Consider the following 22,349-nt stretch of genomic DNA (forward strand, 5'->3'; position numbering starts at 1 on the left):
AGTGATCGTTCTGAGGTTTAGTGTGTACCTGGAGGATCAAGGGGATTATGGAGCGGATTTCATCAGATGACTATCTCAGTCGGCGAGGTGTGGATCAAACAGGAATCAGAATTACGAGTATGCTCTGGTTTTCGAGGTGGTCGAAGCAGCGGCGGAAAGTGCGATCGTCACCAAATTTTGCTGCAACTCAGGTCACTAAGCAGAATCGATTTTGGATATGGATTGCGATCGCAATGAGTCAGATTTTGTTTGCAACCTGGCTCAGTTTGCCAGCAAAAGCACAATGTCAGGATGAAGTCTCTCAAAACTGGCTACAGTTCTCGATGGAATTAATCACGGAGTCATTAAAACTTTAGTGTTCTTCTAACAAGAATTGCTTGGTTAAATACGCTACAAATTGAGTCTGCTTCTCAACCAAATGATCAATAAAATTAACAAGAAAAACCGGAGATCTCCTTACTCAACGGGTAAGTTCCCTATGGCAGATGTTGAATGAAACCTTTATTGTTATGACTGATAGTGGGGAGACATTAGCCTCGTAATTTAATTTGTCTCTATTCAAAAATAAGGTTAACGCTATGCCTCTATGTCCTTGCTGCTCAGAAAAGCTTCTTCGTCATGTTCGTCAAGGCAAGGTGTATTGGTTCTGTACACATTGTTGGCAAGAGATGCCGGACTTAGAAACTGTCATACATTCTAGTGATAAGGAAACAGTACTTGTTGAAAAACAGTAGGGGTTAAGTATGGCATTGGGAATGATGGTCGATGGAAAGTGGACGACCAATTGGAATGAACGAGATCAAAGCGGAAAATTCAACCGATCGCCAACGAAGTTTCGCGATCGCATTACGGCTGATGGTTCTAGCGGATTTCCAGCCGCCTCAGGGCGCTATCATCTTTATGTGTCGCTAGCTTGTCCTTGGGCACATCGCACGTTAATGATGCGATCGCTCAAAGGATTAGAGGCAGTCATTGGGCTTTCAATTGTTGATGCAGTGTTAAGTGAGAAAGGCTGGTATTTCTCTGAAAATCCGGGGGCGATTCCGGATTCGGTCAATCAGGCTGAATATCTGCAAGAGATCTATGTCAAAGCGGATGCAAAGTATACGGGGCGAGTTACAGTTCCGGTGCTGTGGGATAAAGAGAAAAGTACGATCGTCAATAATGAATCTCGCGAAATTATTCGCATGTTCGATACAGAATTTGCAGAATTTGCAACGCGAACGAATGATCTTTATCCACAGGATCTCCAACAGCAGATCGATGACACGATCGATAAAATCTACATGCCAGTTAACAATGGTGTATATCGAGCGGGATTTGCCACCACGCAAGAAGCGTATGAAGAAGCAGTGACCGAGCTTTTCCAGAATTTGGACTACTGGGAGGCTGTATTAGCAAAGCAAAGATATCTGTGTGGCGATCGCTTAACAGAAGCAGATATCTGCATGTTCTCCACATTGTTGCGGTTTGATTCGGTTTATCACGGTCATTTTAAGTGTAATTTGCGTCGAATTTTGGACTATCCAAATCTGTGGAACTATCTCAAAGAACTGTACCAACATCCACAGATTCAGCCGACTTGCAATCTAGACCACATTAAACGCCATTACTACATGAGTCAGACTCAGATTAATCCGAATCGGATTGTGCCAATTGGTCCACAGATCGATTTTGATGAAAAACACGATCGCGATCGGTTCAGTTAGAGAACGGTTTGGAGAATTGCTCTCTAAGCTCGCTGCATCGACTCGCTGCATTGTGCATCCGCCCCGAACTGGAATTCGGGGTGGAATAGAATCGGAGTGAGTGAACTGGAGTGGACTTATCGAAATGACTTAATCAAACCAGCCGACATCAGGATCTGAACTCTTCACGGGTGCAAAATTATTTGGGAAAACTGGATGGGCAAGCGTTACAGCTTGGCGTTTTTTCAAAATGTCCTGATGGCTTCTCAGATCTGCTTCAGCCTGAGCGGTTGCTAATGCAGATTTCTGCTCAGTGGCTTGATTTTCTTGCAAGGTTTTGTTTTCAGCAATTAGGGCTTGATTCGATTCTGCAAGCTTCAAAGCTGCTTGTTGCGCTTTTTCGAGTTCAGATTGCAGATGATCGATTTTCCCAGCACTGGTTCTCAGTTGCTTGTTCTCTTCAATCAAAGTTTGATTCGATTCTGCAAGCTTCAAAGCAGTATGTTGAGCTTCTTCGACATTTGCTTGGAGATGTTTGACGATCGCATCGTGATCTTCAACTTGCGCTTTTAATTGGGTGATCGACTCTTGTAATGATTTTTCGGTTTGCTGGGTTTGTTCTAACTGTTTGACGATCGCATCATGATCTTCGACTTGCGCTTTTAATTGGGTGATCGACTCTTGTAATGATTTTTCGGTTTGCTGGGCTTGTTCTAAAGCAGCCTTTAATTCATGAACCTCAGTCTTCTCTGAGTCTTGATTTTCGGGCTGTACAGTTTCTGCTTCAATGGTGAGGGTTTTGTGATTTGAGGTGATGTTTTTTTGCGATCGTCGTTGCGTTGCCATAGTCTCAACCCCTAAGTTCCTATCTCAACATTAAAAGAGACTCAGGCGGAGATCGATTAATCTTTGTGTCGTATTTGTTGCAGAAAGTTAGAGCTAAAGTTAGAGCCATTTGGTAATAGCATTCTGAACTACCTCTGGAGCTTCTGCCATCACCAAATGTCCAACGTTGGGAACGGTAATATGAGAGCTGTGCTCAGATTGAACATGTAAAAGATTCGCTAACCATTCATGACCCATCGCGGGCGGAAACATGGGATCATCGCCACCTGTAATCACGGTAACTGGGCAAGAAATCGGATGGTGCTGAGCGTCATAGCCCCAAAAGCCCTCGATCGCTTCAAAAGGATGAGCATCCGTCGGAATCGAATTGCGGCTGTAAAACTCTGCGAGCTGCTCATTTGAAATCGATTGCAATAAGGCTTGGACAAACTGCCAGCGATAGAGATGATGTCCGCCCAGCGCAAAAAATTTAATCACCGGAATTTCCCACCAAGGTGTAAGATTATGCGTTCCGCCGCCGATGGCGATCAGCGCTCTAGCGTGATGCCGCTTCGCCCACTCTAAACCAATGGGAACCCCATAACTATGGCAGCATAGAATCGGCTGATGAATTTTGAAGTGATGCAGCAAACGATTGAGATCCCGCTGGTGTCTCCCCACTGAGTAGCGTCGGTAGCGTCCAGACTCACCATGTCCAGCGAGATCATAAGCAAGCATTTCTTGCCCTAGCGCTTGAAAATAATCCCACTGTAAACACCAATTTGTCCGACTGCCTAAGCCTCCGTGAATAAACACGATCGCAGGAGATTTGCCAGGTGAATGAGCGACTTTCAGCGCTACTTTATTGAAGCGAATGAGAGTGCCATCTAAACTAGCAGGTGTAGCCATTAAGGTTTGCGATTCGAGTAGGAGCGATGGCTCTGAGGGAACAAGTAACGCATTGAGGCAAGCCCACCTAAGGTGATTGCTCCAATGATCAACACGACAAGAGCTACAGGAAGCATAACAAAACGATGCGGAATTGATAACCTTGTCATTGTAGTTATCCAGTTTGACAAGCTCATGTCGAAGACATGACAGCGAATTTTGAATTGTTAGAGTTTGGATTTGGGATAAGCCGATTCGGGAGATTCGCGATCGCGCAACGAAGACAAAAGTTTGGGTCGCTCCACTAAAATCGGTAACGAGAATCGGAACGTACTGCCTTGACCGACTTCGCTTTCAGCCTCGATCGTGCCTTTTTGTAATTCGACCAGTCGTCGAGAAATCGCAAGTCCAATGCCTGTTCCGCCTGAATGGCGATCGCGCGAGCGATCCGATCGCCAAAATCGCTCAAATACATGGGGCAAATCTTCCGCAGCAATGCCTTTGCCTGTATCTTCCACTGCAATCCAGACTCGCTCTTGTTCTGCCCAGGCGCGTAGCGTAATGCTGCCTTCGGGCGTGTAGCGGAGCGCATTTCCGACCAAATTGATCAGCACTTGTTCGACCCGTTCGGGATCAGCTAAAGCTTGAGGAAGCGTGTCTGGACAATCTACTTTTAACGTTGGACTCTCTTCGAGCAGTTGGTCAGAAAATTTTTGCACGATCGCCACTAAGAGCGGTCGAATTTGCACAGGTTGAAGCTGAATTGGTAAATAGCCTGCTTCTGCTTTGGACAGTTCTTGCAGATCATTGACTAATCGCCGTAATCGTACCGTTTCTTTGGCAAGACGTTGATAGATATCCGAAGAAGGCTCGATCGTGCCATCTGCCAATCCTTCTAAATAGCCTTCAATGACGGTTAAGGGTGTCCGTAATTCATGCGTCAAGTCCCCGACTAAATCTCGTCTGCGTTGTTCAACGCCTTCGAGATCGTGTGCCATCCGATTGAAGCTATCTGCCAGTCGGTTCAGCTCTGGAATTTCATTCTCTGGAACTCGTTCTTGTAAGTGTCCGGCGGCAAAGCGTTGGGTAATCTGCTCCATTTGAATCAAAGGCTGCATAATGCGCTTTGACACCCAGTAACTTAATCCGATCGCTGTCGTTCCTCCCACCACCACTGACCAAAACGCACCTCGACTCCAAGCCGACTCGAATCCATCGACCAGTTGTCGCTTGACGCGAATCACGTTAAAGCCACTGCCCTGCAATTGTTCTAAATGCAGCACAAACAATCGGGGCGTGTAAACTTTACCCACGGTTATTAAGGTGCTTAGCCCCACAACCATGACGATCATGTGCGACAAAAATAGACGGGTGCGGAGATTGGGCTTTGTCATGGGGTAGTGTCCTCAAACTTGTAGCCGACTCCGATCACCGTTTTGACAAAGGTCGGATTTGCAGGGTCCGGTTCGATTTTCTTTCTCAATCTTGCGACATGGGTATCGACGACGCGTTCATCTCCGAAGAAGTTACTGCCCCAAAGCTTGTCGATCAGTTGCGTCCGGTTCCAGACTCGACCGGGATAGCTCATAAACGTAGAGAGTAAATCAAATTCGAGCGTTGTTAGATCAAGCGGTTCGGCTTGATCATTGATCTGACGAGATGCCGATCGCTGATCCACATCTAAAACAAAATTTTGGGTGCGATAGACCTGAGATTGTCCACCTTGGCGCATGGTTCGCCGCAATAATGCCCGCACTCGCGCGACCAGTTCTTTCGGACTAAAGGGTTTGACCATGTAATCGTCTGCGCCTGTGGACAGTCCGATAATGCGATCGATTTCTTCACCCTTTGCGGTCAACATTAGGATAAAGGGATCTTTTGTACCCGGTTTCTGACGAACCCGCGCACAGACCTCCAATCCATCTAATCCAGGGATCATCAAATCTAGGATGATCAGATCAGGTTTTTGTTCTTGGAAGATTTGTAACGCGCTGAGTCCGTCGCGGCAGGTGCGACAGGAAAACCCCTCTTTTTCCAAATAAAGTTGGATCAGTTGAGCAATTTCAGCTTCGTCTTCGACAATCAGAATTTCCATATCAACCGGGCAAAAAAGGGACGAAAAGACTTGCCTTGAGTTTAGCAATGAATTTTCGTGATGCTGCCTTCGGATTTTTATTGAGTTTTGTAAAGTTCTTTAAGATTGGGGAGCGCGTACCGATAAAATAGCTCGTATTGCAGCTTTGTGACTTTCCTATATTAAAGGCTTGTTGGGGGGACAGATGGAGTTTTTGAGCTTTCTGAACGATATTAACCTTACAGGAATCGTTCAATTGGCATTGATTGCCATGATTATGCTGGCTGGGCCAGTGGTGATCTTCTTGCTAGCGCTCCGGGGTGGAGATCTGTAAGTCGATTCCTCAAGGTGACATCAAAAAGTTTTTTCAGGTTTAAGAGAGAGTAGCTCCATAGCTCGATCGTTTCGATGATCGAGCTTTTTCATGTCGTATTTGTCGATGAACAGATTAAATTCTGGCTCTCTTCAAATTGCTTCTCCTAGAGTGCAGGCAGCAAACTAGCTAGCTTTTCGTCGGAACTTCACTTGGAGTCCATCTTTCGGTTGCGGTGTTGGAATCATTTGCAAGTCAAGATTCTGTCCAGGGACTAACTCCCATTCATAATTGCGAACGAGTAGCGCTGCAAAAATTCTCATTTCTAATCGGGCAAACTCTTTCCCCAAACACTCGCGGATTCCACCACCAAAGGGCACGTGACTAAAAGGCTCAAGCTTTTGCTCTGGATTGAAGCGCTCTGGATCAAACTGTTTCGGATTCGGATAAAGGGTACTATCTTGATGGGTTTGACCAATCTCGTATAGGACTTGTGAGCCTTTAGGAATCTTATAGCCGTCAAACTCACACTCTTGAATGACTTCTCGAAATCCTCCACCTACAGGAGATACGACTCGCAGCACTTCTTTCAAGACTTGATCGAGAAAGTCCATCTGCTTTAAGTCTTCGAGTGTGAGTAAGTCGTCGTTCTTAAACTGCGATTGTTCGGCTCGAAGCCGCTCTAAGATCGCTGGATGTTGCGCCATCAACAGACAGAAAGACGCGATCGCTGAAGTCAAGGTTTCATGTCCCGCAAACAATAAGGTCAATACTTGATCTTTGAGTTCATCAATACTCAAGCGATTTCCCTCTTCGTCTTTCGCATTGAGTAAAAGACTGAGCGAATCTGATTCTATGTTTTCTTGCGATTGGCGAGCTTTGACAACGCGTTCAATCTCATCTAGCAACAACTGACGGCTTGTTAAGGCTTGACTAAACTTAGTTCCTGGCAACTTCAGAGGCACAGAAAATAACCCTTTTACCCAGATCTCAAACAATTCTCCAAACCGAGTTTGCGAACCAGATGAAATACCCACAATGAGCTGACAGGCAATGTCGAGTGTGTAATTCCGCAGTTCTGGATACCAACGGATCGTCTCTTTCTGCGCCCAACGATCGAGATAGTTTTGGGTGATGCTCGTCATTGTCGGAATATAGCTAGCTAGTGCTCTTGGCTGAAACGCTTGAACTAATAGCTTACGGCGCTGTTGATGAAGGCTCCCTTGCTGAACCGGGACTGAGGCAGATCCTAGTAATGTCTTTACGCTGGGGGGCCAACTGATAACAAAGTATTGATTCTCGTTGAGCAGCACAAAGCGAACTGCATCGACTCCTGATAGAACAATCGTCGATCGACCAAAGAGATTGGTTCTAAAAACGTTGCCAAACTGTTTGTGTCGTTTAGTAGAAAAGTCAGGATCGTTCAGAAAACCGAATGTTTCACCGATAACGGGTAATCCTGAAGAACCGGGAGGCAAAGGGAGGGAACTGGACATGCTGCTAGGGATGGTAAATGTCAACTCTTAGAGTTTAATCTCTATGTTGCCAAAAGTAAGTTCACGATCGTCCATTCCGTGGCTTAAAACACCCTCTAAAACTTACGAAAAATCAGCGAAGTAAAATCCGGCTTCTTGGACCAATCTGAACATCAGAATTTTTTGAACCTTCGAGGATAACGCGGCTAACGTCTTGCAATGGGTTATTGCTAAGCATACCTCCAAAGCTCGGGGCACTGTCGATCGTAGAGGATGCACTCGGCGTTGAAATCGGATTGCTAGTCGGATTGCTAATCGGATTGCTCGTTGGATTTGTAATTGGAGTGGGAGTTGTGCTGAGTGGAGCTAAGCCTGCGGGAATGATGACGCGCAGTTGAACTGGCATCGCAGTGATTTGGAAAGATGAAACAGTCGGACGTGGAGGAATTTGTGGATTAGCGGAAAAATTGTAGTGCGATCGAAAATCGAAAACGGTCGGGCTTGTGCCGCCATTGCGATCGCTGTAACGCGGACCTTGTCCAGTGATATCGAAGACTCCTTGATATTGCAATCCCGTATTCGGATCGGTGGCAATACCTTCGTATCTTCCTCGTACGACTAATTCGTCTTGAATTGTGCCGTGGAAGCGAGTTGGGGCGTTGTGATTACGGCGAATGGGTTGGAGTTGACCGTTTGAAAGCACCGGAGAAGTGAGTGTGCCATCGGTTGAAACGATTGGAATTCCTCGGAAGTCTACAAAGTAGCGTCCTTGACTATCGACTTGGACTAAATTTGGATCAAAGTCCTGTGCAGAATAGACCAATTGCCCATTTCGGAAATAGCGACCTTGGCTATCTGTCGTGACTCTGGTTGTGCCTTGGTTGAAATTTGGATTTTGACTCGGAGGCACGACTGTTCCAGTCACTACGCCAGTACTGCGGATGGTGATTTGAGCAGACGCAATCGTACTATGACAGCTAAGAGCCGCGATCGCAAGTGAAAAAGTAACCCAGAATTTCGAGAGCATGGTCATTGTTCCTAGAATCTAAAAGTTGCCCGAACTGCCCCGACGACAACTGGATCATTTGCTTTGTTGTGATTGGGGTTGAAAATAACAATTACGCCAGGTGTCACCTCCAAGGCTGGATTGACTCTAGCTCGGTAGAACAGTTCTAAATGTAAGGCTGTGTCTGGCTGACCGCCTTTGCTCCCTGTATCGCTAAATCGAGGAAAGTTGTACTCTTCGGGTAGATTGCTGCTCGTAATTTTAGGCGGTTGTCCGAAGAGGATGCCACCGAGATTTCCCGGCACAAACAGATCCGGCAAGGCAGAAAAGACCATCCAATTTGTCGTCTGTACTGAACCCACAACGCTGAGCGCTCTAGAAGATGTCCAACCGCCCCAACCGCCGATCGTGAATTTCCGATTCACCCGCCATGCTAAAGTCGCGCCGACGGCATGAGTCGTAAAAGCTGTGCGGGTTGGGGCAAACGGTGAAAGGAGTTGAGAATCCCCGATTCCTGTGCCCAAAAAGCCATCTGGGCTGCGAGAGAATAGGTAATGAATGCCGAGATCGATGTTGCGAGTCGGCGCGATCGTCAATTGTGCCCCTGCTGCATATCGACCGCCAATCAATCCACCGACATCCGCATTTCCAGGAAATCCAGGAATTTCCGCGCTGTAAACGCCTTGCAAACTCACGCGCCGATTAATTTGCCAATCGAAGCCGATGCCGCCTGTGCCATTGCCGATCGCTAAAATCGGATTGCGCTGTCCAAGCAGAGAAAGTGCTCCTTCTCCAGAGCCTTCGAGTGGATTGATCCCGCGAAACGTATTCGAGGGAGTTACTCCAGATGCGCCGACTAAAACACCGAAGTTTTTACTCACTGGGAAACGGTAAGAGAGATCGCTGACTACAAGTTGATTGTCTTGCTCAGACTCATAGGATAAGCGTCCCATATTCGTTAATAAATTTGGGGCAGACGATCGCAAATTTCCGGTTTGTAAGGTTGTCAGTAGTAAATCTCTACCTGTGAATGAAGTGGCGAGCGAGAGTTGAAGATTGCTAGCAAGCGTTGTTTGCAGCTTGCCTTGGCGTTCTGGAACACCATCTCTGGGAAAGAGATCAATATTGGCTCGATTGCTTGTTTGAACTGAAGCGATCGCTTGTCCGAACAATCGCGTTGTCGTGGAAAATTGCTGTTTTTCGATCGTTGTAGTTCGAGCTTCTAAGCGATCGATGCGCCCTTTGAGTGCAGCTAAGTCTGTTGCGAATTCTATTTGCAGCTTTTGAGCAATTTCTAAGTCTTGACGGGTGATGATGTTAGTCGTTTGGGAAGCAATTAGGTCTTGAATACGATCGAGACAAGCATTCAGTCCGGCTGCAAATTCAGATCGAGTCAAAGCACGATCGCCGCGAAAGGTTTGATCCGGATAGCCTGCAATACAACCGTAGCGTTCGACTAGAGTTTGAAGTGCCTGAAATGCCCAATCGGTTGGGCGAACGTCGGAGAGTTGCGAAACAGAAGTCACTTGCTCCATTCTGTCTGAGCTAGGCAGTTCACCACTGTCTGAGCTAGGCAGTTTGCTAAACTCTGGCGATCGAATTGCTTCTGGATGAGCAACTTTTGCTTTGGCTGGCAAACCAGTAGATTTCGTTTTTTGAATCGTTTTGCGCGCCACCACAAAAGACGGTGGCGTTTTCGGGGGATGAGCGATCGTATCGAGTTCAGACATCGGGGGTTGAATCTGAGTGCGGCTCCCCCCTTATACCCAATATCTTGTATAAAAACGCACTTACTTTCTCGGTGCAGAGTGAATTCGGTAGACTTTCAGAGAGAAGTTCTGGTTCGATCGCGCTATGACCTTGATGCATGTTTGGGGCGCTCTGCTGATTTTCGGACTCTGTCCGATTCTGGGCGGATTGCCATTGATTCGGTGGATAACGACCCGTCTGACCGGGAAGCGGTTGCAGCAGCTTGGAACGGGGAATGTGAGCGTCTCGGCGGCGTTTTATCACGGGGGTAAATGGGTTGGGGTGCTGGCGGTGCTCTCGGAGGCATTGAAGGGCATTGCGGCGGTTTTACTCGCGCGATCGTTCTTTCCAGATCGTCCAGAGTGGGAAATTTTTTCCCTGATTGCGCTGGTTTATGGGCGATACTTCATTGGAAAAGGAGCGGGGACGACCAATGTAGTTTGGGGATATGTCGTTCATGATCCACTCACCTCGTTTCTGGTGTTTCTGATTGGGGGAATTGGATTTACGATTTTGCGGGAGCGGCAAGCGGGAAAATTTGGGGTTTTGATTTTGTTTCCGCTGATTACCGTATTGAGACATCCACAGGAAACACCGCTGATTGTGGGGTCAGTGGGACTGGCAGCGTTTTTGTGGTGGATCTATAACCAGATTCCAGATGATTTGGATCTCAGATCTGATACGGCACAGAGAGGATCAAAAGCAATGTTTCAATTTCTTCGCGAAGATCGATCGCTGATTTCGCTCGATCAAGCGTTAAAAGCAGACAAAGTTGGACAAAAGGCAGCAACGCTCTCCGAGTTAAAGCGATCGGGTTATCCTGTGCCGGAGGGTTGGGTGCTTTTGCCAGGAGATGATCCGCAGCCGTTGATTCAGGCGATGCGGCCGAGTCGAGAGCAGCCCTTGATTGTTCGATCCTCTGCGATCGGAGAAGATTCAGAATCAGCGTCGGCAGCGGGGCAGTACGGATCGATTGCAAATGTGACCCATCGAGAGTTACTGTTGCCTGCGATTATGCGCTGTTTAGACTCGTATGAGCAAGAATCAGCAGTTCAGTATCGACGCGATCGCGCCATTCCAGATGCTTCGATGATTGTGCTCGTTCAGAATCAGATTCGAGGTGTGTTTTCGGGAGTAGCGTTTAGTCGCGATCCGATTTCGAGGCAAGGCGATGCAGTTTTGATTGAAGCTTTGCCTGGAAATGCTGATCAAGTTGTGTCAGGACAGGTGACTCCAGAGAGCTACATTGTGAATGTTCGCGAAGTGGGTCAAGATTGGGCTTTACCAAAAGAGCAGATGCTAGAAGTGTCGGGACAAGGGACAGTTCCGAACAGATTGATTCAGCAAGTTGCTTACTTAGCTCGACATTTAGAAGAATATTTTCATGGCGTGCCGCAAGATATCGAGTGGAGCTATGACGGAGAAAAGCTCTGGTTACTCCAAGCTCGATCGATTACAACATTAGCTCCAATTTGGACGAGAAAGATTGCCGCAGAAGTGATTCCAGGCGCGATTCGACCGCTAACTTGGTCAATTAATCGACCGTTGACTTGTGGAGTTTGGGGGAAGATCTTTACGATCGTACTGGGAACACGCGCTCAAGGTCTGAACTTTGAGGAAACGGCTACGCTGCATTATTCTCATGCTTATTTTAATGCGACATTACTCGGGCAGATTTTTAGACGCATGGGGCTGCCTGCTGAGAGCTTGGAATTTCTGACTAGAGGTGCGAAGTTTAGTCGTCCTCCTTTACAATCGACGATGGCAAATTCGCCTGGACTCATGCGATTACTCAAGCGAGAAATGAGATTAGAGCAGGATTTCGCGAGAGATGAGCCGCGCTTTCTAGCAGCTTTGGAGCCGAGGTATGCAGAACTGTCTGAATTGTCGATCGAGGAACTAACAGAGCAAATTCAGCAAATTCTTGAGTTACTAGAACGTGCAACTTACTACAGCATCCTCGCTCCCTTAAGTGCTGCTTTGAGAAAAGCAATGTTTCGAGTCCAAGATGACGAGGTCGATAATCAGGATACTCCAGAAGTTGCTGCGATGAGAGCCTTGTCGAATCTTGCTAGCTCTGCTCGATCGCTGTTAGAAAACTCCGAAGATGTCTTTACTCAACTTGAAAAAACGGCTCAAGGGCAAGCGATTTTGCATCAGTTTGATCAGATTCTCGATCGCTACGGCTATCTCAGCGAAGTTGGGACAGACATTGCGATTCCGACGTGGCGAGAGCAACCTGAACCGATTCGAGATTTATTTCGGCAATTCTGCTTAAATCCAACTCCCGAACCGACTTCGCCAAAGATTAAACATCAAGGCGTACAGCGTCGCATTGCTTTAAAAGGAAAAGTTACCGAAATTTATAGTCGATTCCTCGCTGAACTCCGCTGGCGCTTTCTTGCGATCGAACAACAGTGGCTTGCTTCCGGCATTCTCCATCAGCCGGGCGATATCTTTTTTCTAACGTATGCGGAGATTCGGCAGGGTAAAACCTCACAGTTTTCAGAACTTATTCAACATCGTCGCGCCCAGTTTGATCACGATCGCCAACTTTCTCCGATTCCGCAATTAGTCTACGGAGACGATCCCCCAACTCCTGCTCTTCCCACTTGGCAAGCTTCTAATCGGCTGCAAGGCATCGGAGCAAGCGCGGGACAGGTGGCGGGAACAATTCGAGTCATGCGATCGCTCAATGGATTAGGCACCGTCGATCGCGACACCATTCTCGTCGTTCCTTACACAGATTCCGGCTGGATGCCTGTTTTGGCACGAGTCGGAGGACTGATTGCAGAAGTCGGAGGACGGCTCTCTCATGGCGCGATCGTGGCACGAGAATATCGAATTCCAGCCGTCATGGACGTTCAACATGCCACTGAAATTTTGCGAGATGGGCAAAAAGTTCGGATCGACGGACAGCTCGGAATTGTTGAGATCTTAGACGAGGGCTAACAAGGTTGTGATAAAAACGCTAATCTCTAGAACACATCAATTTCTGATGGCCAAGCCAACAACAGCAAGCGATCGAACTTCAAGCAGGCTTTGGTTCGGGTTAAGTCTTGGCTTTGCTCTTTACTATGGTAGTCTCGCACTTCAGAAATCATTTCAAGCTGAATATGTGGTGCAAGACGATGCTAGAGAATATGTGTTCTGGATGCAGCGATTTCTCGACCCCACTCTTTTACCCAATGATTTGATTGCACAATATTTCAAATCGATTACTCCGCCAGGATATGCTGCTTTCTATCATGGAATGGCAATCCTCGGAGTACAGCCGCTTTGGGTCAGCAAAGTTCTGCCTGTCGGTCTAGGACTGATCACAACTTTTTACAGCTTTGCACTCTGCTTAAGGCTGTTTCCGTTTCCGATCACCGGATTTATTACAACGCTACTTCTCAATCAAAGCGTATGGTCTAGAGATGATTTAGGTTCTGCTACTCCTAGAGCTTTCGTAACGCCGTTATTTCTAGCCTTTCTATACTATCTACTTCGTCATCAGCGGCTTGGTATTCTGATCGTTCTAGTTCTACAAGCATTGATTTATCCGCCTTTAGTGTTTATCACGATCGCGCTTTTATGCTGCACGCTTTGGGATGGGAATACAAGAAGACTAAATTTCAATCAATTAAAATTTGTTGGCATCTGTGTTGGTTTTACCGCGATCGCGCTGCTTCCATATGGACTCGCTTCGAGCCAATTCGCTCCTGTGATCACGCGTGATCAAGCTTGGACAATGCCAGAACTTCATCCTGGTGGAAGACATCCCTTTTTTAATCCGAATCCCTGGGCATTCTGGCTGATTGGTGAACATAGTGGAATCATTCCACCGTTGATGCCACCCTTGATTTGGCTTGGTGTGTTGCTGCCGATTTTGATGCGATATCCGGTACGATTTCCGCTAGTCCAGCAGATCAATCACCGAATCGCAATTCTCCCGAAAATGATTTGGGTTTCTTTAGGCTTATTTGCTGCGGCTCATTTATTGTTACTAAGACTGTTCTTCCCAACGCGATATACGACTCACACGTTCCGGATTGTCTTAGCGATCGCGGCTGGAATTGTACTCACGATTCTGCTGGATACTCTACTGCGAGGCTGCAAAACTCTCGTAGCACAACGCCGCTGGATAACTTTAGGAACGAGGCTGACATTGATGACCATGACAATGCTCGTATTCTTCACTTATCCACAAGTTTCCCAGGATTTTCCCAGGATCAATGTTCGGGTGATAAAAGATCCATCCCTCTATCAATTCTTAAAAACTCAGCCGAAAGATACTTTAGTCGCAACACTATCTGATGAAGCCAATAATATTTCGACTCTTGCTCAACGCTCTGTTTTATTTAGTAAAGAACACTCGCTTCCGTTTCATTTAGGATACTATCGCCCAATTCGCCAACGTATTTTAGACGTGATGCAAGCGCAGTATAGTTCAGATCTTAGAGCCGCAAAACAAACGATCGACAAATATCAGATTAAACTTTGGTTGCTGGATCAACCCGCATTTACGCCTTTGTATCTCACGAATTCGACTTGGTTGAGCAGTTTCGAGCCTGAGTTTACGATCGCATTAACGAATCTCCAGCAAGGAAAAATTCCGGCACTCACAAAGCTTACTCATTGCTCGGTTTTTAATACACCTCAACTTATGCTTCTAGATGCAGCTTGTATCAAGACTGCTGCCGAAGGGTGATGCTTGGTACAGTTTGCTACAGTGGTTGACAGCTTGCCTTAAGGCGGGTTGTTTCGTGTGGATTGAGACAGAGAGTAGAGATTAGTCTAGGTAGACCAATATGAGTGGATCGAATGAATGGCAGAAAATCTTGCGAGGGATTCTGTTACTGATTGCATTGCATGGGATTGCCTTCGTCATCGCAGTTGCGATCGGCTTATTGATTTATGCTCTCATCACGATCGTGCCAAGTCGCTCAGACACTCAAGCGCTGTTTATCTTGCTGAATGGGTATACATCGCTTGCCTTTATGGTGATTGGGATTGGGATTTCCCAGATGTTTTATGTGATTCCAGTCATTTTTGTTTTGCTGCTCGATCGACGCTACGCAACAATTAAAGGCATCATCATTGGGGCAGTACTCACTTTACTTTTCAATATTGCTGGAGTGACCCTATTCTTCTCATGGACGCTTCCGAGATGATACAAACGAGAGCGAGAGAAAGTACTAACCCTCAATTTTCCGCGCAACTTGAACTGCTGCTAAGTTAGACAGTAGAATTTCACCGTTTAGTTTTTCCTCGATCGTCGTTCTCAATCCTGACAATAAAGCTTCTTTGACCTGTGGATCTAAAGAAACGTAGGGTGAATAGCTACTCAAAAGATCGAGATAGCGATCAACCTCATAGGTTCTTTCGCAAGGCATCAATTCTGTGACGGGAGCCTCAAATAATCCGGAATCACTCACGAGTTTCCCTAATCCGCTCAAGATTTCAACTTGCTTATCTCGCCCTTCATACGCAGGTGCGATCGCAGGTGCATGAGCCTGATAGACTTCATTCAGGATTTGATAAATTTCATAGTTCGGTTCAAGCGACATATTCCAAAGCAACACTAGAGAACCTCCAGCCCGCAATGTTTTTGCTGCTTTCACATACTTAATATCCGATGCAATCCAGTGCCACGCATTAGCAGCCAGCACAATCTGATAGGTTTCCGGCTGAACTTGCCACTCCTCAAAAGATTGAGGATAAAGCTTGACCTGCGGAAACTCGGCAAAATTTCGTTGAGCCACTCGGCAGAATTCTGGATTGGGTTCGACCGCATCGATCGCATAGCCTAACTTGGCAAAATCAACCGTTGCCGTCCCCGAACCACAGCCCACTTCAAGAATTTTCGAGTCGGGGGCAAGATTGGCAAGTTCAATCGATCGCTGAATGAGCATTTCAGGATAGCTCGGTCTTCCGCGATCGTAGGCTTCCACAACCGGAGAATACCAAATCTTCCGCTGTTCTAAATCCTTGTTTGAATACTCATTGAGAAGCTTGACCCAATCTGCCATAACATCATTCCGCAATCGTCATTCTCAAGCTTAGCCTTCTTCTTGAAGTTTGCGTTGATGTAATTCAGGAAGTTGCCACCAAGCGAGATCAGGGCGTTCATGATGTTCTAAATGATAGCCAAAGTGGTAGCAGCTAATAAATGACCAGAAGGGTGACCAGCGAGTACTGGTCGCACGATTTTCGTTTTGATAGCCGCCTGCTGGCTCACGATGCGGTAGAAATGTCCCAAAGAAGAACAATTGAACGGAGCTGAGAATCGAAGGCACGACCCAAAACCAAGTTAAATTCGCTTCAGGAACGTGAAAGAGTCGATGCACAATGTGAAAGATGGCAATCAAAGAGATAATTCGCGTCCAACTCCAATAGCGCACCATGAAGTAGGAATACCATCCTAAAAGGCTTTTATTCTTGCCGTTGTGAAAGTCTGGATCGAGATCAGAAGCTGGATGTGCATGATGCTCCCAATGCGTTTTGATCATTGATTTCAATGAAAATAAAGCATAGGCGCGCAATGCAATTGAGCCAATCAAGTCATTGAGTTTACGATTACTCGGCGAAACAGCGCCATGCATCGCATCGTGTGCGGTAATAAATAGCCCAGTGTATAGAAATGTTTGTAGTAAAAGCCCTGCAATTCTAAATGGGATTGATAATTGTGTAATATCAATACTGAGCAGTGTGAACAAGCTCACTGCCCAAATTCCTAAAATCGTGAGTGCAACCCATACACCTCGATCGATTTGAATTTTAGAATCTTGACCCAATTGAGTTGGCGCTGAACGGAAGGAAACCACAAGAAAACTCCAGGAAAGATCGAGGTTGAAAAACCATCTTTACAAACTTTAACATTCATTATTGAGATTGAGGAATGCGATCGAAAACGCTTTCTGCTTCTCAATTTCTGAGTCGAGTTTATAAATTGCCTTGGATAACGCTATCTCCCTATGGGGCGAACCTTGTCTCTGTCGTAAAGACGGTACATTGATTGCAAAATCCTCAGATCTGACAAAAGTGGGACGTATTTGTACCCATTCCCATCACACTAAAAATAGTTCTCATGTTTAAGGTTTATGGCTTCTACTGTTCTGATTACTGGCGCATCTCAAGGCATTGGTAAAGCAACTGCCCTTCAGTTTGCTCGAAATGGCTACAGCGTAATTATGGCTGCTCGAAATGTCGATCGCTTAAACGCAGCGGCTGAAGAAGTCAAGGCGATTGGTCAGAGCGTTACTGCGATTCCAACTGATACTCGCAATCCAGAACAAGTTCAGAAGCTCATTGATCAGTCGATCGCGCAGTACGGCACGATCGATGTCCTCGTCAACAATGCGGGTGTGTATAGTTCAGGTCCAGCCGATAGTTTCTCACTAGAAGATTGGCATACAGTGATTGATACAAATCTTTGGGGGTATATTCACACAATTCAAGCTCTACTGCCGCACATGCTGGCTCAAGGTCGCGGCATGATTGTGAATGTTGCATCCGTGGGTGGGAAGGTTCCTATTCCCTATCTTGTGCCTTATTCGACGAGTAAATTTGCCGTGACTGGGCTGACTCAGAGTTTACAGTCTGAGCTTTCGCCGAAAGGGATTACTGTCTGTGGCATTTATCCGAGTCTGATCAAAAGTGATCTGATGGAGCGAGCGATTTTTCGCGGCAAGGATGAGGAAGATGCGATCGCACGCCGTAAGCAGTTAGAGCAGGTTTTGAGTGTTCCTGTGGTTGAGAAGCCAGAAGACGTAGCAAAGGCGATTTGGACAGCGGTCAAACATCGGAAAACGGATGTCATGGTCGGTTCTGCAAATATGTCACTGCTCTCAAGCCGCTTGTTCCCAGGCTTTTTACAATGGGCGATGCGGCGAACCTTTAAGAACAGTGACAAAGATTACTAAAGAACAATCCTGAGCAAGAGAGATTGAAATCCTAATTCGGCTGCTTCGATGGGGGGCTAATCAGTCGAAACGAATTGAGAAAGACATCAATGCTTGTCGCCAGTCCTCGCTGCTGATTTTCCTGTGTCGTCGTGACATTGATAAAGTAAGCACGACGATCGACGAGATAAACCCGCCATTTTGCCACCATATTATCTGGCAGCTTAAAGTTCATTTCCCGTCCTGGGAACTCACCCAGTTTAATCGTGCGAAATGATAGGAGTTCGGCTTGTCCACGCGCTGCTCCTCGACGAATCCCTTCATAGACTTCGTTTTGCAGCTTTTTGTCCTCTCCGGGAGCAGCAGGTAAATTGAGAACTCCTACGGCATACCGTACCGATTCTGCATCTCGAATCAGTTCAAATTGGGTCAGTCCACTTTGTTTGCGCTCAGTCGGTGTACCGGGCATGACAATAGAAAAGCCATGACTCTTGGATGTGAATCGTTTCCAGATGCTCTCTTGAGCGCTGACCGATCGCATTTCGACGATAGGCGATCCCAACACCAGCGCCAATCCCACTCCTACTTGCCAGCCTCGCATCACAGCACACCCTTTGAACTGGGAATTTCATGTGCCCGTCGTGGATCGATTTCTACTGCCATTCGCAGCGATCTCGCAAATGCCTTAAACGTCGCTTCAATAATGTGATGCGAATTGATTCCATCAAGTTGGCGAAGGTGCAGCGTCATTTGAGCATGATTGATCACTGCCACAAAAAACTCTCGTACAAGCTGCGTATCATAGGTTCCCACCCGTTGCGTTGGAATCTCTAAGCCATAGCTCAGATGCGGACGACCTGAAAAATCAAGTGCAACTTGGATCAGTGCTTCGTCCAAAGGCGCAACGAAATGCCCAAACCGAACAATGCCTTTACGGTCGCCTAACGCTTTCGCGATCGCCATCCCCAACGTAATCCCGACATCCTCATTTGTATGGTGATCATCGATTTCGATATCGCCCGTTGCTTGCACATCGAGATCAATCAATCCATGCGATGAGATTTGGTGCAGCATATGATCGAGAAACGGAATCCCTGTTTTGGCAACGCATTTTCCGGTGCCATCGAGATTGACGGTCACTTGCACATCAGTTTCACCCGTCTTACGAGAGACAGAAGCAATCCGGGCAACCGAAAACGTTGAAGAAAGGGAGGGTCGATCGCTAGTCTGCATAGTGGCAATCCAAAACGTAAAGCAAATCCCATTATAGATTTGTTCGGGAAGCCTCCCTTCATAGAGGCGGCACAGAACTCGGAATTCTGTCACAATGAAAATGCAATTTTTAAGTTTTGTAAAAAATATGAGTCTCAGCCTCAACCAAATCGCTCAGCAACTCGACAGTGACAGTACCCGCGATCGCATGGTAGCGCTTGCCAATCTGCGAGACATTCCGGCTGAGGACGCTGTGCCCTTGATTAAAAAAGTCTTGAATGATCAGAGTTTACAAATTCGATCGATGGCTGTGTTTGCGTTAGGAATTAAGCAAACCGATGAAAGTTTTCCGATCCTCCTCAATATTCTCGAAACCGAATCGGACTACGGGATTCGCGCAGATGCGGCTGGAGCATTGGGCTATTTAGAAGACATCAGAGCCTTTGAGCCATTGGTGCGACTGTTTTATGAAGATACCGACTGGCTTGTGAGATTTAGTGCAGCCGTTGCCTTGGGGAATTTGAAAGATGCACGGGCGAAACAAGTACTAATGGAGGCATTAGACAGCGAAGAAATTGTCGTGCAGCAAGCTGCGATCGCGGCTTTGGGAGAGATTAAAGCCGTCGATGCGGTCAACGCAATTTTGCGCTTCGCTCAATCTGAAGATTGGTTGATTCGTCAACGATTGGCAGAGGCGTTGGGAAATATGCCCAGCGAGAAGAGTCTGTCTGCTTTGAAATATTTGGAAAAAGACGGTAATCCGAATGTGGCAGCAGCGGCTCGTGTCGCGCTAGAGCGTTTGAGTACTGAAAATATTTGAGTACTGAAAATATTTGCGATCGTGTCTCAGTGAATTCTATACAAGTTGTTCAAGGCAGAGATTTTTCACCGGATTGGGAGAGACTAGCAGGGAAATGATTGACAAGCATCCCTCTCGTTGTGTAATTTGCATGACTTAGGGATGCAAGTCAAATCGAGTATATAGTTCAAGTGACCTTCCCCTGACCTCACCATGAAAAAATCCCCTTGGACTCGTTTGTTGGGCTTCTCGAAACAGATCGCTCCCAAAGCTGGCTGGCAATTTCTAGCCGTTGGGAGTTTACCGCTTCTGGTTGGGGCAGGTGCGATCGTTGCTTCAGGAAATCGCTGGCTGCCAACTGAAGTGGCTCCCCAGATTTCATCGCTGACTCCCACGTTCTTAGCCAACGAGCCGCCGCAACTCAACTCTAGTTTGAGTGTCGCCATTGCTCCCGTTTGTGCCCAGGGGACGCAATTGGGATATCAAGCATCCACATCGATTCCCACTGATTTCAAACCAACGACATTCAGAGCCAAATCATCTGAATTTGCGAAAGATTGGCAAGCAAAACTCGCAGAAGCACCGTTTCCGCAAATCAATCCAAGAGCGCGATTGGCAAAAGTTCCGATCCTGATGTATCACGACATCGTGGCGGAGAAAGAAGTCTTTTTTGATGTGACTCCTCAAGAGTTTGAGGCACATCTAAAATTGATTCAACAAAATGGGTTGACTCCGATTAGCTTGGATCAACTCGTCGAACATTTGAAAACTGGGATTCCTTTGCCTGCTAAGCCAGTCGTTCTCACCTTTGATGATGGTTACTTAGGACATTATAAATATGTCTATCCTTTATTGAAGAAGTACGGGTATCCGGGTGCGTTTTCGATTTATCCTGCCAAAATTGACAAGCCTAGAGGTCGTCCGGGGATGAATTGGGCGCAGATTCAGGAGATGGCGGCTGATCCGTTAATCACGATCGCATCGCACAGTGTCAATCATCCAGCAGATTTACGCGAGATTAAGGATGATGCAAAGTTAGCGTTTGAGATGACCGAATCGAAACGGATGCTCGAAGCCAAGCTAGGAATTCCGATTCGATATTTTGTCTATCCAGAAGGCAAGAACGACGAGCGAGTTCAACAAGCTGCGATCGCGGCGGGGTATCAAGCGGCTTGGACAATGAGCGACGAGGCAAACTTGTTTGCAGCGGAGTCTGAGAACTTATTCAATATTTCACGGATTGGACAGTCCCAAACTGAGAAAGTGATCGCCGAAGCCAACGGCGGACCTGCCATGACTTTCTTCAAAAATGGTCTGAATTTCAGCGCACCTGTGGAGTTGACCAAGACCACCGTGAATAAAGTGCCCTTGATTTTGGCAGCCGGTGGAAAACCGACGACGATTCACGCGAAAACTCGGGCGCAGGTTGTAGAAATTAAGCAGGGAACGCCTGCGATCGCGGCAGTTGATGGGGGCTTTTTCTCGCTGGAATTTCTCGATTCTAATAAGATGATTGGACCTGTGATGAGTTCTGCAACTGGCGAATTCGTTGCGGCTCCTCAAGGATCACTCTCTAAGTTAGAAGGGCGACCGCTCGTGTTAATTAACGATCAAACGATTCGATATATCCCGTTTGATCCGTTGAAACACAACACGCGTGAGGGAGTCGAGGCAGAATTGCTTGGGGTGAAAGATGCATTTGTAGCAGGAGCTTGGTTAGTCAAAGATGGCAAACCTCAGTCGGCAGAGACATTTAGAGGATTGTTTGGCTTTGATGCAGAGCGCGATCGCGCGTTCTGGGGAATTGATCAAGCTGATCGTCCGGTTGTCGGAGTTTCGGGTGATTATGTCAACTCCGTGAATCTCGGTGAAGCGCTAGCAAAAGCAGGATTGCGAGAAGCCGTGATGCTCGATTCGGGAGCCAGTGCCGCGCTGGCATTCAAAGGGGAGTCGATGATGAGCTATACGCCCCGCCCAGTCCCTCATATTGTGGCATTGATGCCGCCTGTACAAACAGATTCGGCTTGTCAAACGGCTGCAAAGCCCTAGGGTTAGAAAGTAGTGCATCAAATTGAAAAGAAGGCTGTTGTTCTGAATTCCAGAATGGCAGCCTTCTTTCTCATGCTTCAGACAGAATCTAAAAAAATAACTTGACTCTCCAGCCCACTAGAGATTTCAGAATGATCATATAAAGATTCCAAATTTCAGTTCAGGAGTTTGATTCATGTCCTTACAACTTACGGTTCCGAATATGGCGTGTTCTGCTTGTAGCGATACGATTACCAGCGCGATCAAATCGATCGATCCAACTGCGATCGTGACCGCTGATCCCAAAACTAAACTTGTCCAAATCGAGACACAGGCTTCAGAAACCGCCGTAAAACAAGCGATTACGGATGCAGGTTACACGGTTGCTTAGTTCTTTTCCCAATTT

General features: G+C 46.8%; 21 protein-coding genes. 10 read left to right on the forward strand and 11 right to left on the reverse strand.

Going from position 1 to position 22,349, the window contains the following annotated elements:
- Positions 1 to 47: 47 nt before the first annotated feature.
- Both LEPBO_RS0116800 and LEPBO_RS0116805 read left to right on the forward strand, forming a co-directional pair.
- Positions 48 to 356, forward strand: a complete 309-nt coding sequence (locus LEPBO_RS0116800) for a hypothetical protein (RefSeq protein WP_017288721.1) — start codon at positions 48 to 50, stop codon at positions 354 to 356.
- A gap of 387 nt (positions 357 to 743) precedes the next feature.
- Entirely contained in the window at positions 744 to 1,709 is a 966-nt protein-coding gene (locus LEPBO_RS0116805; RefSeq protein WP_017288722.1) for a glutathione S-transferase family protein, read from the forward strand.
- Positions 1,710 to 1,838: 129 nt separating this feature from the next.
- Here the strand turns inward: LEPBO_RS0116805 and LEPBO_RS0116810 are convergent, their stop codons facing one another.
- From LEPBO_RS0116810 to LEPBO_RS0116825, 4 genes are all read right to left on the reverse strand, one after another.
- Positions 1,839 to 2,534: a hypothetical protein gene (locus LEPBO_RS0116810; RefSeq protein ID WP_017288723.1), complete on the reverse strand. Its 696-nt coding sequence runs from the start codon at positions 2,532 to 2,534 to the stop codon at positions 1,839 to 1,841.
- A gap of 99 nt (positions 2,535 to 2,633) precedes the next feature.
- Positions 2,634 to 3,422: an alpha/beta fold hydrolase gene (locus tag LEPBO_RS0116815; protein WP_017288724.1), complete on the reverse strand. Its 789-nt coding sequence runs from the start codon at positions 3,420 to 3,422 to the stop codon at positions 2,634 to 2,636.
- 206 nt (positions 3,423 to 3,628) lie between these two features.
- On the reverse strand, positions 3,629 to 4,795 hold the full coding sequence (locus tag LEPBO_RS0116820) for a sensor histidine kinase (RefSeq protein WP_017288726.1): 1,167 nt from the start codon (positions 4,793 to 4,795) through the stop codon (positions 3,629 to 3,631).
- Positions 4,792 to 5,496, reverse strand: coding sequence for a response regulator transcription factor (locus tag LEPBO_RS0116825; RefSeq protein ID WP_017288727.1), 705 nt, complete (start codon positions 5,494 to 5,496; stop codon positions 4,792 to 4,794). The genes LEPBO_RS0116820 and LEPBO_RS0116825 overlap by 4 nt, the downstream gene beginning before the upstream one ends.
- Before the next feature lie 184 nt (positions 5,497 to 5,680).
- On the opposite strand from LEPBO_RS0116825, the gene psb30 reads away from it, so the two are divergent.
- On the forward strand, positions 5,681 to 5,809 hold the full coding sequence (gene psb30, locus LEPBO_RS0116830) for a photosystem II reaction center protein Ycf12/Psb30 (protein ID WP_017288728.1): 129 nt from the start codon (positions 5,681 to 5,683) through the stop codon (positions 5,807 to 5,809).
- 164 nt (positions 5,810 to 5,973) lie between these two features.
- On the opposite strand, the gene LEPBO_RS0116835 is transcribed toward psb30, so the two are convergent.
- From LEPBO_RS0116835 to LEPBO_RS37355, 3 genes are all read right to left on the reverse strand, one after another.
- Positions 5,974 to 7,284, reverse strand: a complete 1,311-nt coding sequence (locus LEPBO_RS0116835) for a cytochrome P450 (protein ID WP_017288729.1) — start codon at positions 7,282 to 7,284, stop codon at positions 5,974 to 5,976.
- Between the two features lie 112 nt (positions 7,285 to 7,396).
- Positions 7,397 to 8,290 (reverse strand): hypothetical protein, encoded by an 894-nt coding sequence (locus tag LEPBO_RS37350; protein WP_017288730.1) that lies wholly within the window; start codon positions 8,288 to 8,290, stop codon positions 7,397 to 7,399.
- Between the two features lie 11 nt (positions 8,291 to 8,301).
- Positions 8,302 to 9,999 (reverse strand): iron uptake porin, encoded by a 1,698-nt coding sequence (locus tag LEPBO_RS37355; protein WP_017288731.1) that lies wholly within the window; start codon positions 9,997 to 9,999, stop codon positions 8,302 to 8,304.
- 124 nt (positions 10,000 to 10,123) lie between these two features.
- On the opposite strand from LEPBO_RS37355, the gene LEPBO_RS0116850 reads away from it, so the two are divergent.
- The 3 genes from LEPBO_RS0116850 (at position 10,124) to LEPBO_RS0116860 (ending at position 15,174) form a co-directional block, all read left to right on the forward strand.
- Entirely contained in the window at positions 10,124 to 12,970 is a 2,847-nt protein-coding gene (locus tag LEPBO_RS0116850) for a glycerol-3-phosphate acyltransferase (protein WP_017288732.1), read from the forward strand.
- Positions 12,971 to 13,016: 46 nt separating this feature from the next.
- Positions 13,017 to 14,711, forward strand: a complete 1,695-nt coding sequence (locus tag LEPBO_RS0116855) for a hypothetical protein (RefSeq protein ID WP_017288733.1) — start codon at positions 13,017 to 13,019, stop codon at positions 14,709 to 14,711.
- A 100-nt stretch (positions 14,712 to 14,811) separates the two neighbouring features.
- Complete coding sequence (locus tag LEPBO_RS0116860) at positions 14,812 to 15,174, forward strand: hypothetical protein (protein ID WP_017288734.1); 363 nt, start codon at positions 14,812 to 14,814, stop codon at positions 15,172 to 15,174.
- A gap of 24 nt (positions 15,175 to 15,198) precedes the next feature.
- On the opposite strand, the gene LEPBO_RS0116865 is transcribed toward LEPBO_RS0116860, so the two are convergent.
- A complete protein-coding gene (locus LEPBO_RS0116865; RefSeq protein ID WP_017288735.1) occupies positions 15,199 to 16,032 on the reverse strand; it encodes a class I SAM-dependent methyltransferase in 834 nt (277 codons plus the stop codon).
- 30 nt (positions 16,033 to 16,062) lie between these two features.
- A complete protein-coding gene (crtW, locus tag LEPBO_RS0116870) occupies positions 16,063 to 16,827 on the reverse strand; it encodes a beta-carotene ketolase CrtW (protein ID WP_017288736.1) in 765 nt (254 codons plus the stop codon).
- Positions 16,828 to 17,103: 276 nt separating this feature from the next.
- Between crtW and LEPBO_RS0116875 the strand changes: the two genes are divergently transcribed.
- The gene (locus tag LEPBO_RS0116875) at positions 17,104 to 17,925 is read left to right on the forward strand and encodes an SDR family NAD(P)-dependent oxidoreductase (protein WP_017288737.1); all 822 of its coding nucleotides are present in this window, start codon (positions 17,104 to 17,106) and stop codon (positions 17,923 to 17,925) included.
- Between the two features lie 31 nt (positions 17,926 to 17,956).
- Here the strand turns inward: LEPBO_RS0116875 and LEPBO_RS0116880 are convergent, their stop codons facing one another.
- Both LEPBO_RS0116880 and hisB read right to left on the reverse strand, forming a co-directional pair.
- Positions 17,957 to 18,508 carry a hypothetical protein gene (locus LEPBO_RS0116880; protein ID WP_144056218.1) on the reverse strand — a complete coding sequence of 184 codons (552 nt, stop codon included), beginning with the start codon at positions 18,506 to 18,508 and terminating at the stop codon, positions 17,957 to 17,959.
- On the reverse strand, positions 18,505 to 19,137 hold the full coding sequence (gene hisB / locus LEPBO_RS0116885) for an imidazoleglycerol-phosphate dehydratase HisB (protein ID WP_017288739.1): 633 nt from the start codon (positions 19,135 to 19,137) through the stop codon (positions 18,505 to 18,507). The genes LEPBO_RS0116880 and hisB overlap by 4 nt, the downstream gene beginning before the upstream one ends.
- Before the next feature lie 94 nt (positions 19,138 to 19,231).
- Between hisB and LEPBO_RS0116890 the strand changes: the two genes are divergently transcribed.
- The 3 genes from LEPBO_RS0116890 to LEPBO_RS0116900 all read left to right on the forward strand — a co-directional run bounded on the left by LEPBO_RS0116890 (position 19,232) and on the right by LEPBO_RS0116900 (position 22,334).
- On the forward strand, positions 19,232 to 19,936 hold the full coding sequence (locus LEPBO_RS0116890) for a HEAT repeat domain-containing protein (RefSeq protein ID WP_017288740.1): 705 nt from the start codon (positions 19,232 to 19,234) through the stop codon (positions 19,934 to 19,936).
- A gap of 192 nt (positions 19,937 to 20,128) precedes the next feature.
- Positions 20,129 to 21,964: a polysaccharide deacetylase family protein gene (locus tag LEPBO_RS37360; protein WP_017288741.1), complete on the forward strand. Its 1,836-nt coding sequence runs from the start codon at positions 20,129 to 20,131 to the stop codon at positions 21,962 to 21,964.
- Positions 21,965 to 22,139: 175 nt separating this feature from the next.
- On the forward strand, positions 22,140 to 22,334 hold the full coding sequence (locus tag LEPBO_RS0116900; RefSeq protein ID WP_017288742.1) for a heavy-metal-associated domain-containing protein: 195 nt from the start codon (positions 22,140 to 22,142) through the stop codon (positions 22,332 to 22,334).
- Positions 22,335 to 22,349 lie beyond the last annotated feature (15 nt).

This window comes from Leptolyngbya boryana PCC 6306 (assembly GCF_000353285.1).
In the GTDB taxonomy this organism is placed as follows: domain Bacteria; phylum Cyanobacteriota; class Cyanobacteriia; order Leptolyngbyales; family Leptolyngbyaceae; genus Leptolyngbya; species Leptolyngbya boryana.

Bases quoted from the DNA above. Each gene is read 5' to 3' on its own strand.
- LEPBO_RS0116860 (WP_017288734.1), top strand. From the start codon at position 14,812: ATGAGTGGATCGAATGAATGGCAGAAAATCTTGCGAGGGATTCTGTTA.
- LEPBO_RS0116890 (WP_017288740.1), top strand. From the start codon at position 19,232: ATGAAAATGCAATTTTTAAGTTTTGTAAAAAATATGAGTCTCAGCCTC.
- LEPBO_RS37360 (WP_017288741.1), top strand. From the start codon at position 20,129: ATGAAAAAATCCCCTTGGACTCGTTTGTTGGGCTTCTCGAAACAGATC.
- LEPBO_RS0116900 (WP_017288742.1), top strand. From the start codon at position 22,140: ATGTCCTTACAACTTACGGTTCCGAATATGGCGTGTTCTGCTTGTAGC.
- LEPBO_RS0116805 (WP_017288722.1), top strand. From the start codon at position 744: ATGGCATTGGGAATGATGGTCGATGGAAAGTGGACGACCAATTGGAAT.
- psb30 (WP_017288728.1), top strand. From the start codon at position 5,681: ATGGAGTTTTTGAGCTTTCTGAACGATATTAACCTTACAGGAATCGTT.
- LEPBO_RS0116820 (WP_017288726.1), bottom strand. From the start codon at position 4,795: ATGACAAAGCCCAATCTCCGCACCCGTCTATTTTTGTCGCACATGATC.
- LEPBO_RS0116800 (WP_017288721.1), top strand. From the start codon at position 48: ATGGAGCGGATTTCATCAGATGACTATCTCAGTCGGCGAGGTGTGGAT.
- LEPBO_RS0116875 (WP_017288737.1), top strand. From the start codon at position 17,104: ATGGCTTCTACTGTTCTGATTACTGGCGCATCTCAAGGCATTGGTAAA.
- LEPBO_RS0116825 (WP_017288727.1), bottom strand. From the start codon at position 5,496: ATGGAAATTCTGATTGTCGAAGACGAAGCTGAAATTGCTCAACTGATC.
- LEPBO_RS0116835 (WP_017288729.1), bottom strand. From the start codon at position 7,284: ATGTCCAGTTCCCTCCCTTTGCCTCCCGGTTCTTCAGGATTACCCGTT.
- LEPBO_RS0116850 (WP_017288732.1), top strand. From the start codon at position 10,124: ATGACCTTGATGCATGTTTGGGGCGCTCTGCTGATTTTCGGACTCTGT.
- LEPBO_RS0116865 (WP_017288735.1), bottom strand. From the start codon at position 16,032: ATGGCAGATTGGGTCAAGCTTCTCAATGAGTATTCAAACAAGGATTTA.
- hisB (WP_017288739.1), bottom strand. From the start codon at position 19,137: ATGCAGACTAGCGATCGACCCTCCCTTTCTTCAACGTTTTCGGTTGCC.
- LEPBO_RS0116815 (WP_017288724.1), bottom strand. From the start codon at position 3,422: ATGGCTACACCTGCTAGTTTAGATGGCACTCTCATTCGCTTCAATAAA.
- LEPBO_RS37355 (WP_017288731.1), bottom strand. From the start codon at position 9,999: ATGTCTGAACTCGATACGATCGCTCATCCCCCGAAAACGCCACCGTCT.
- LEPBO_RS0116810 (WP_017288723.1), bottom strand. From the start codon at position 2,534: ATGGCAACGCAACGACGATCGCAAAAAAACATCACCTCAAATCACAAA.
- LEPBO_RS0116855 (WP_017288733.1), top strand. From the start codon at position 13,017: ATGGCCAAGCCAACAACAGCAAGCGATCGAACTTCAAGCAGGCTTTGG.
- LEPBO_RS37350 (WP_017288730.1), bottom strand. From the start codon at position 8,290: ATGCTCTCGAAATTCTGGGTTACTTTTTCACTTGCGATCGCGGCTCTT.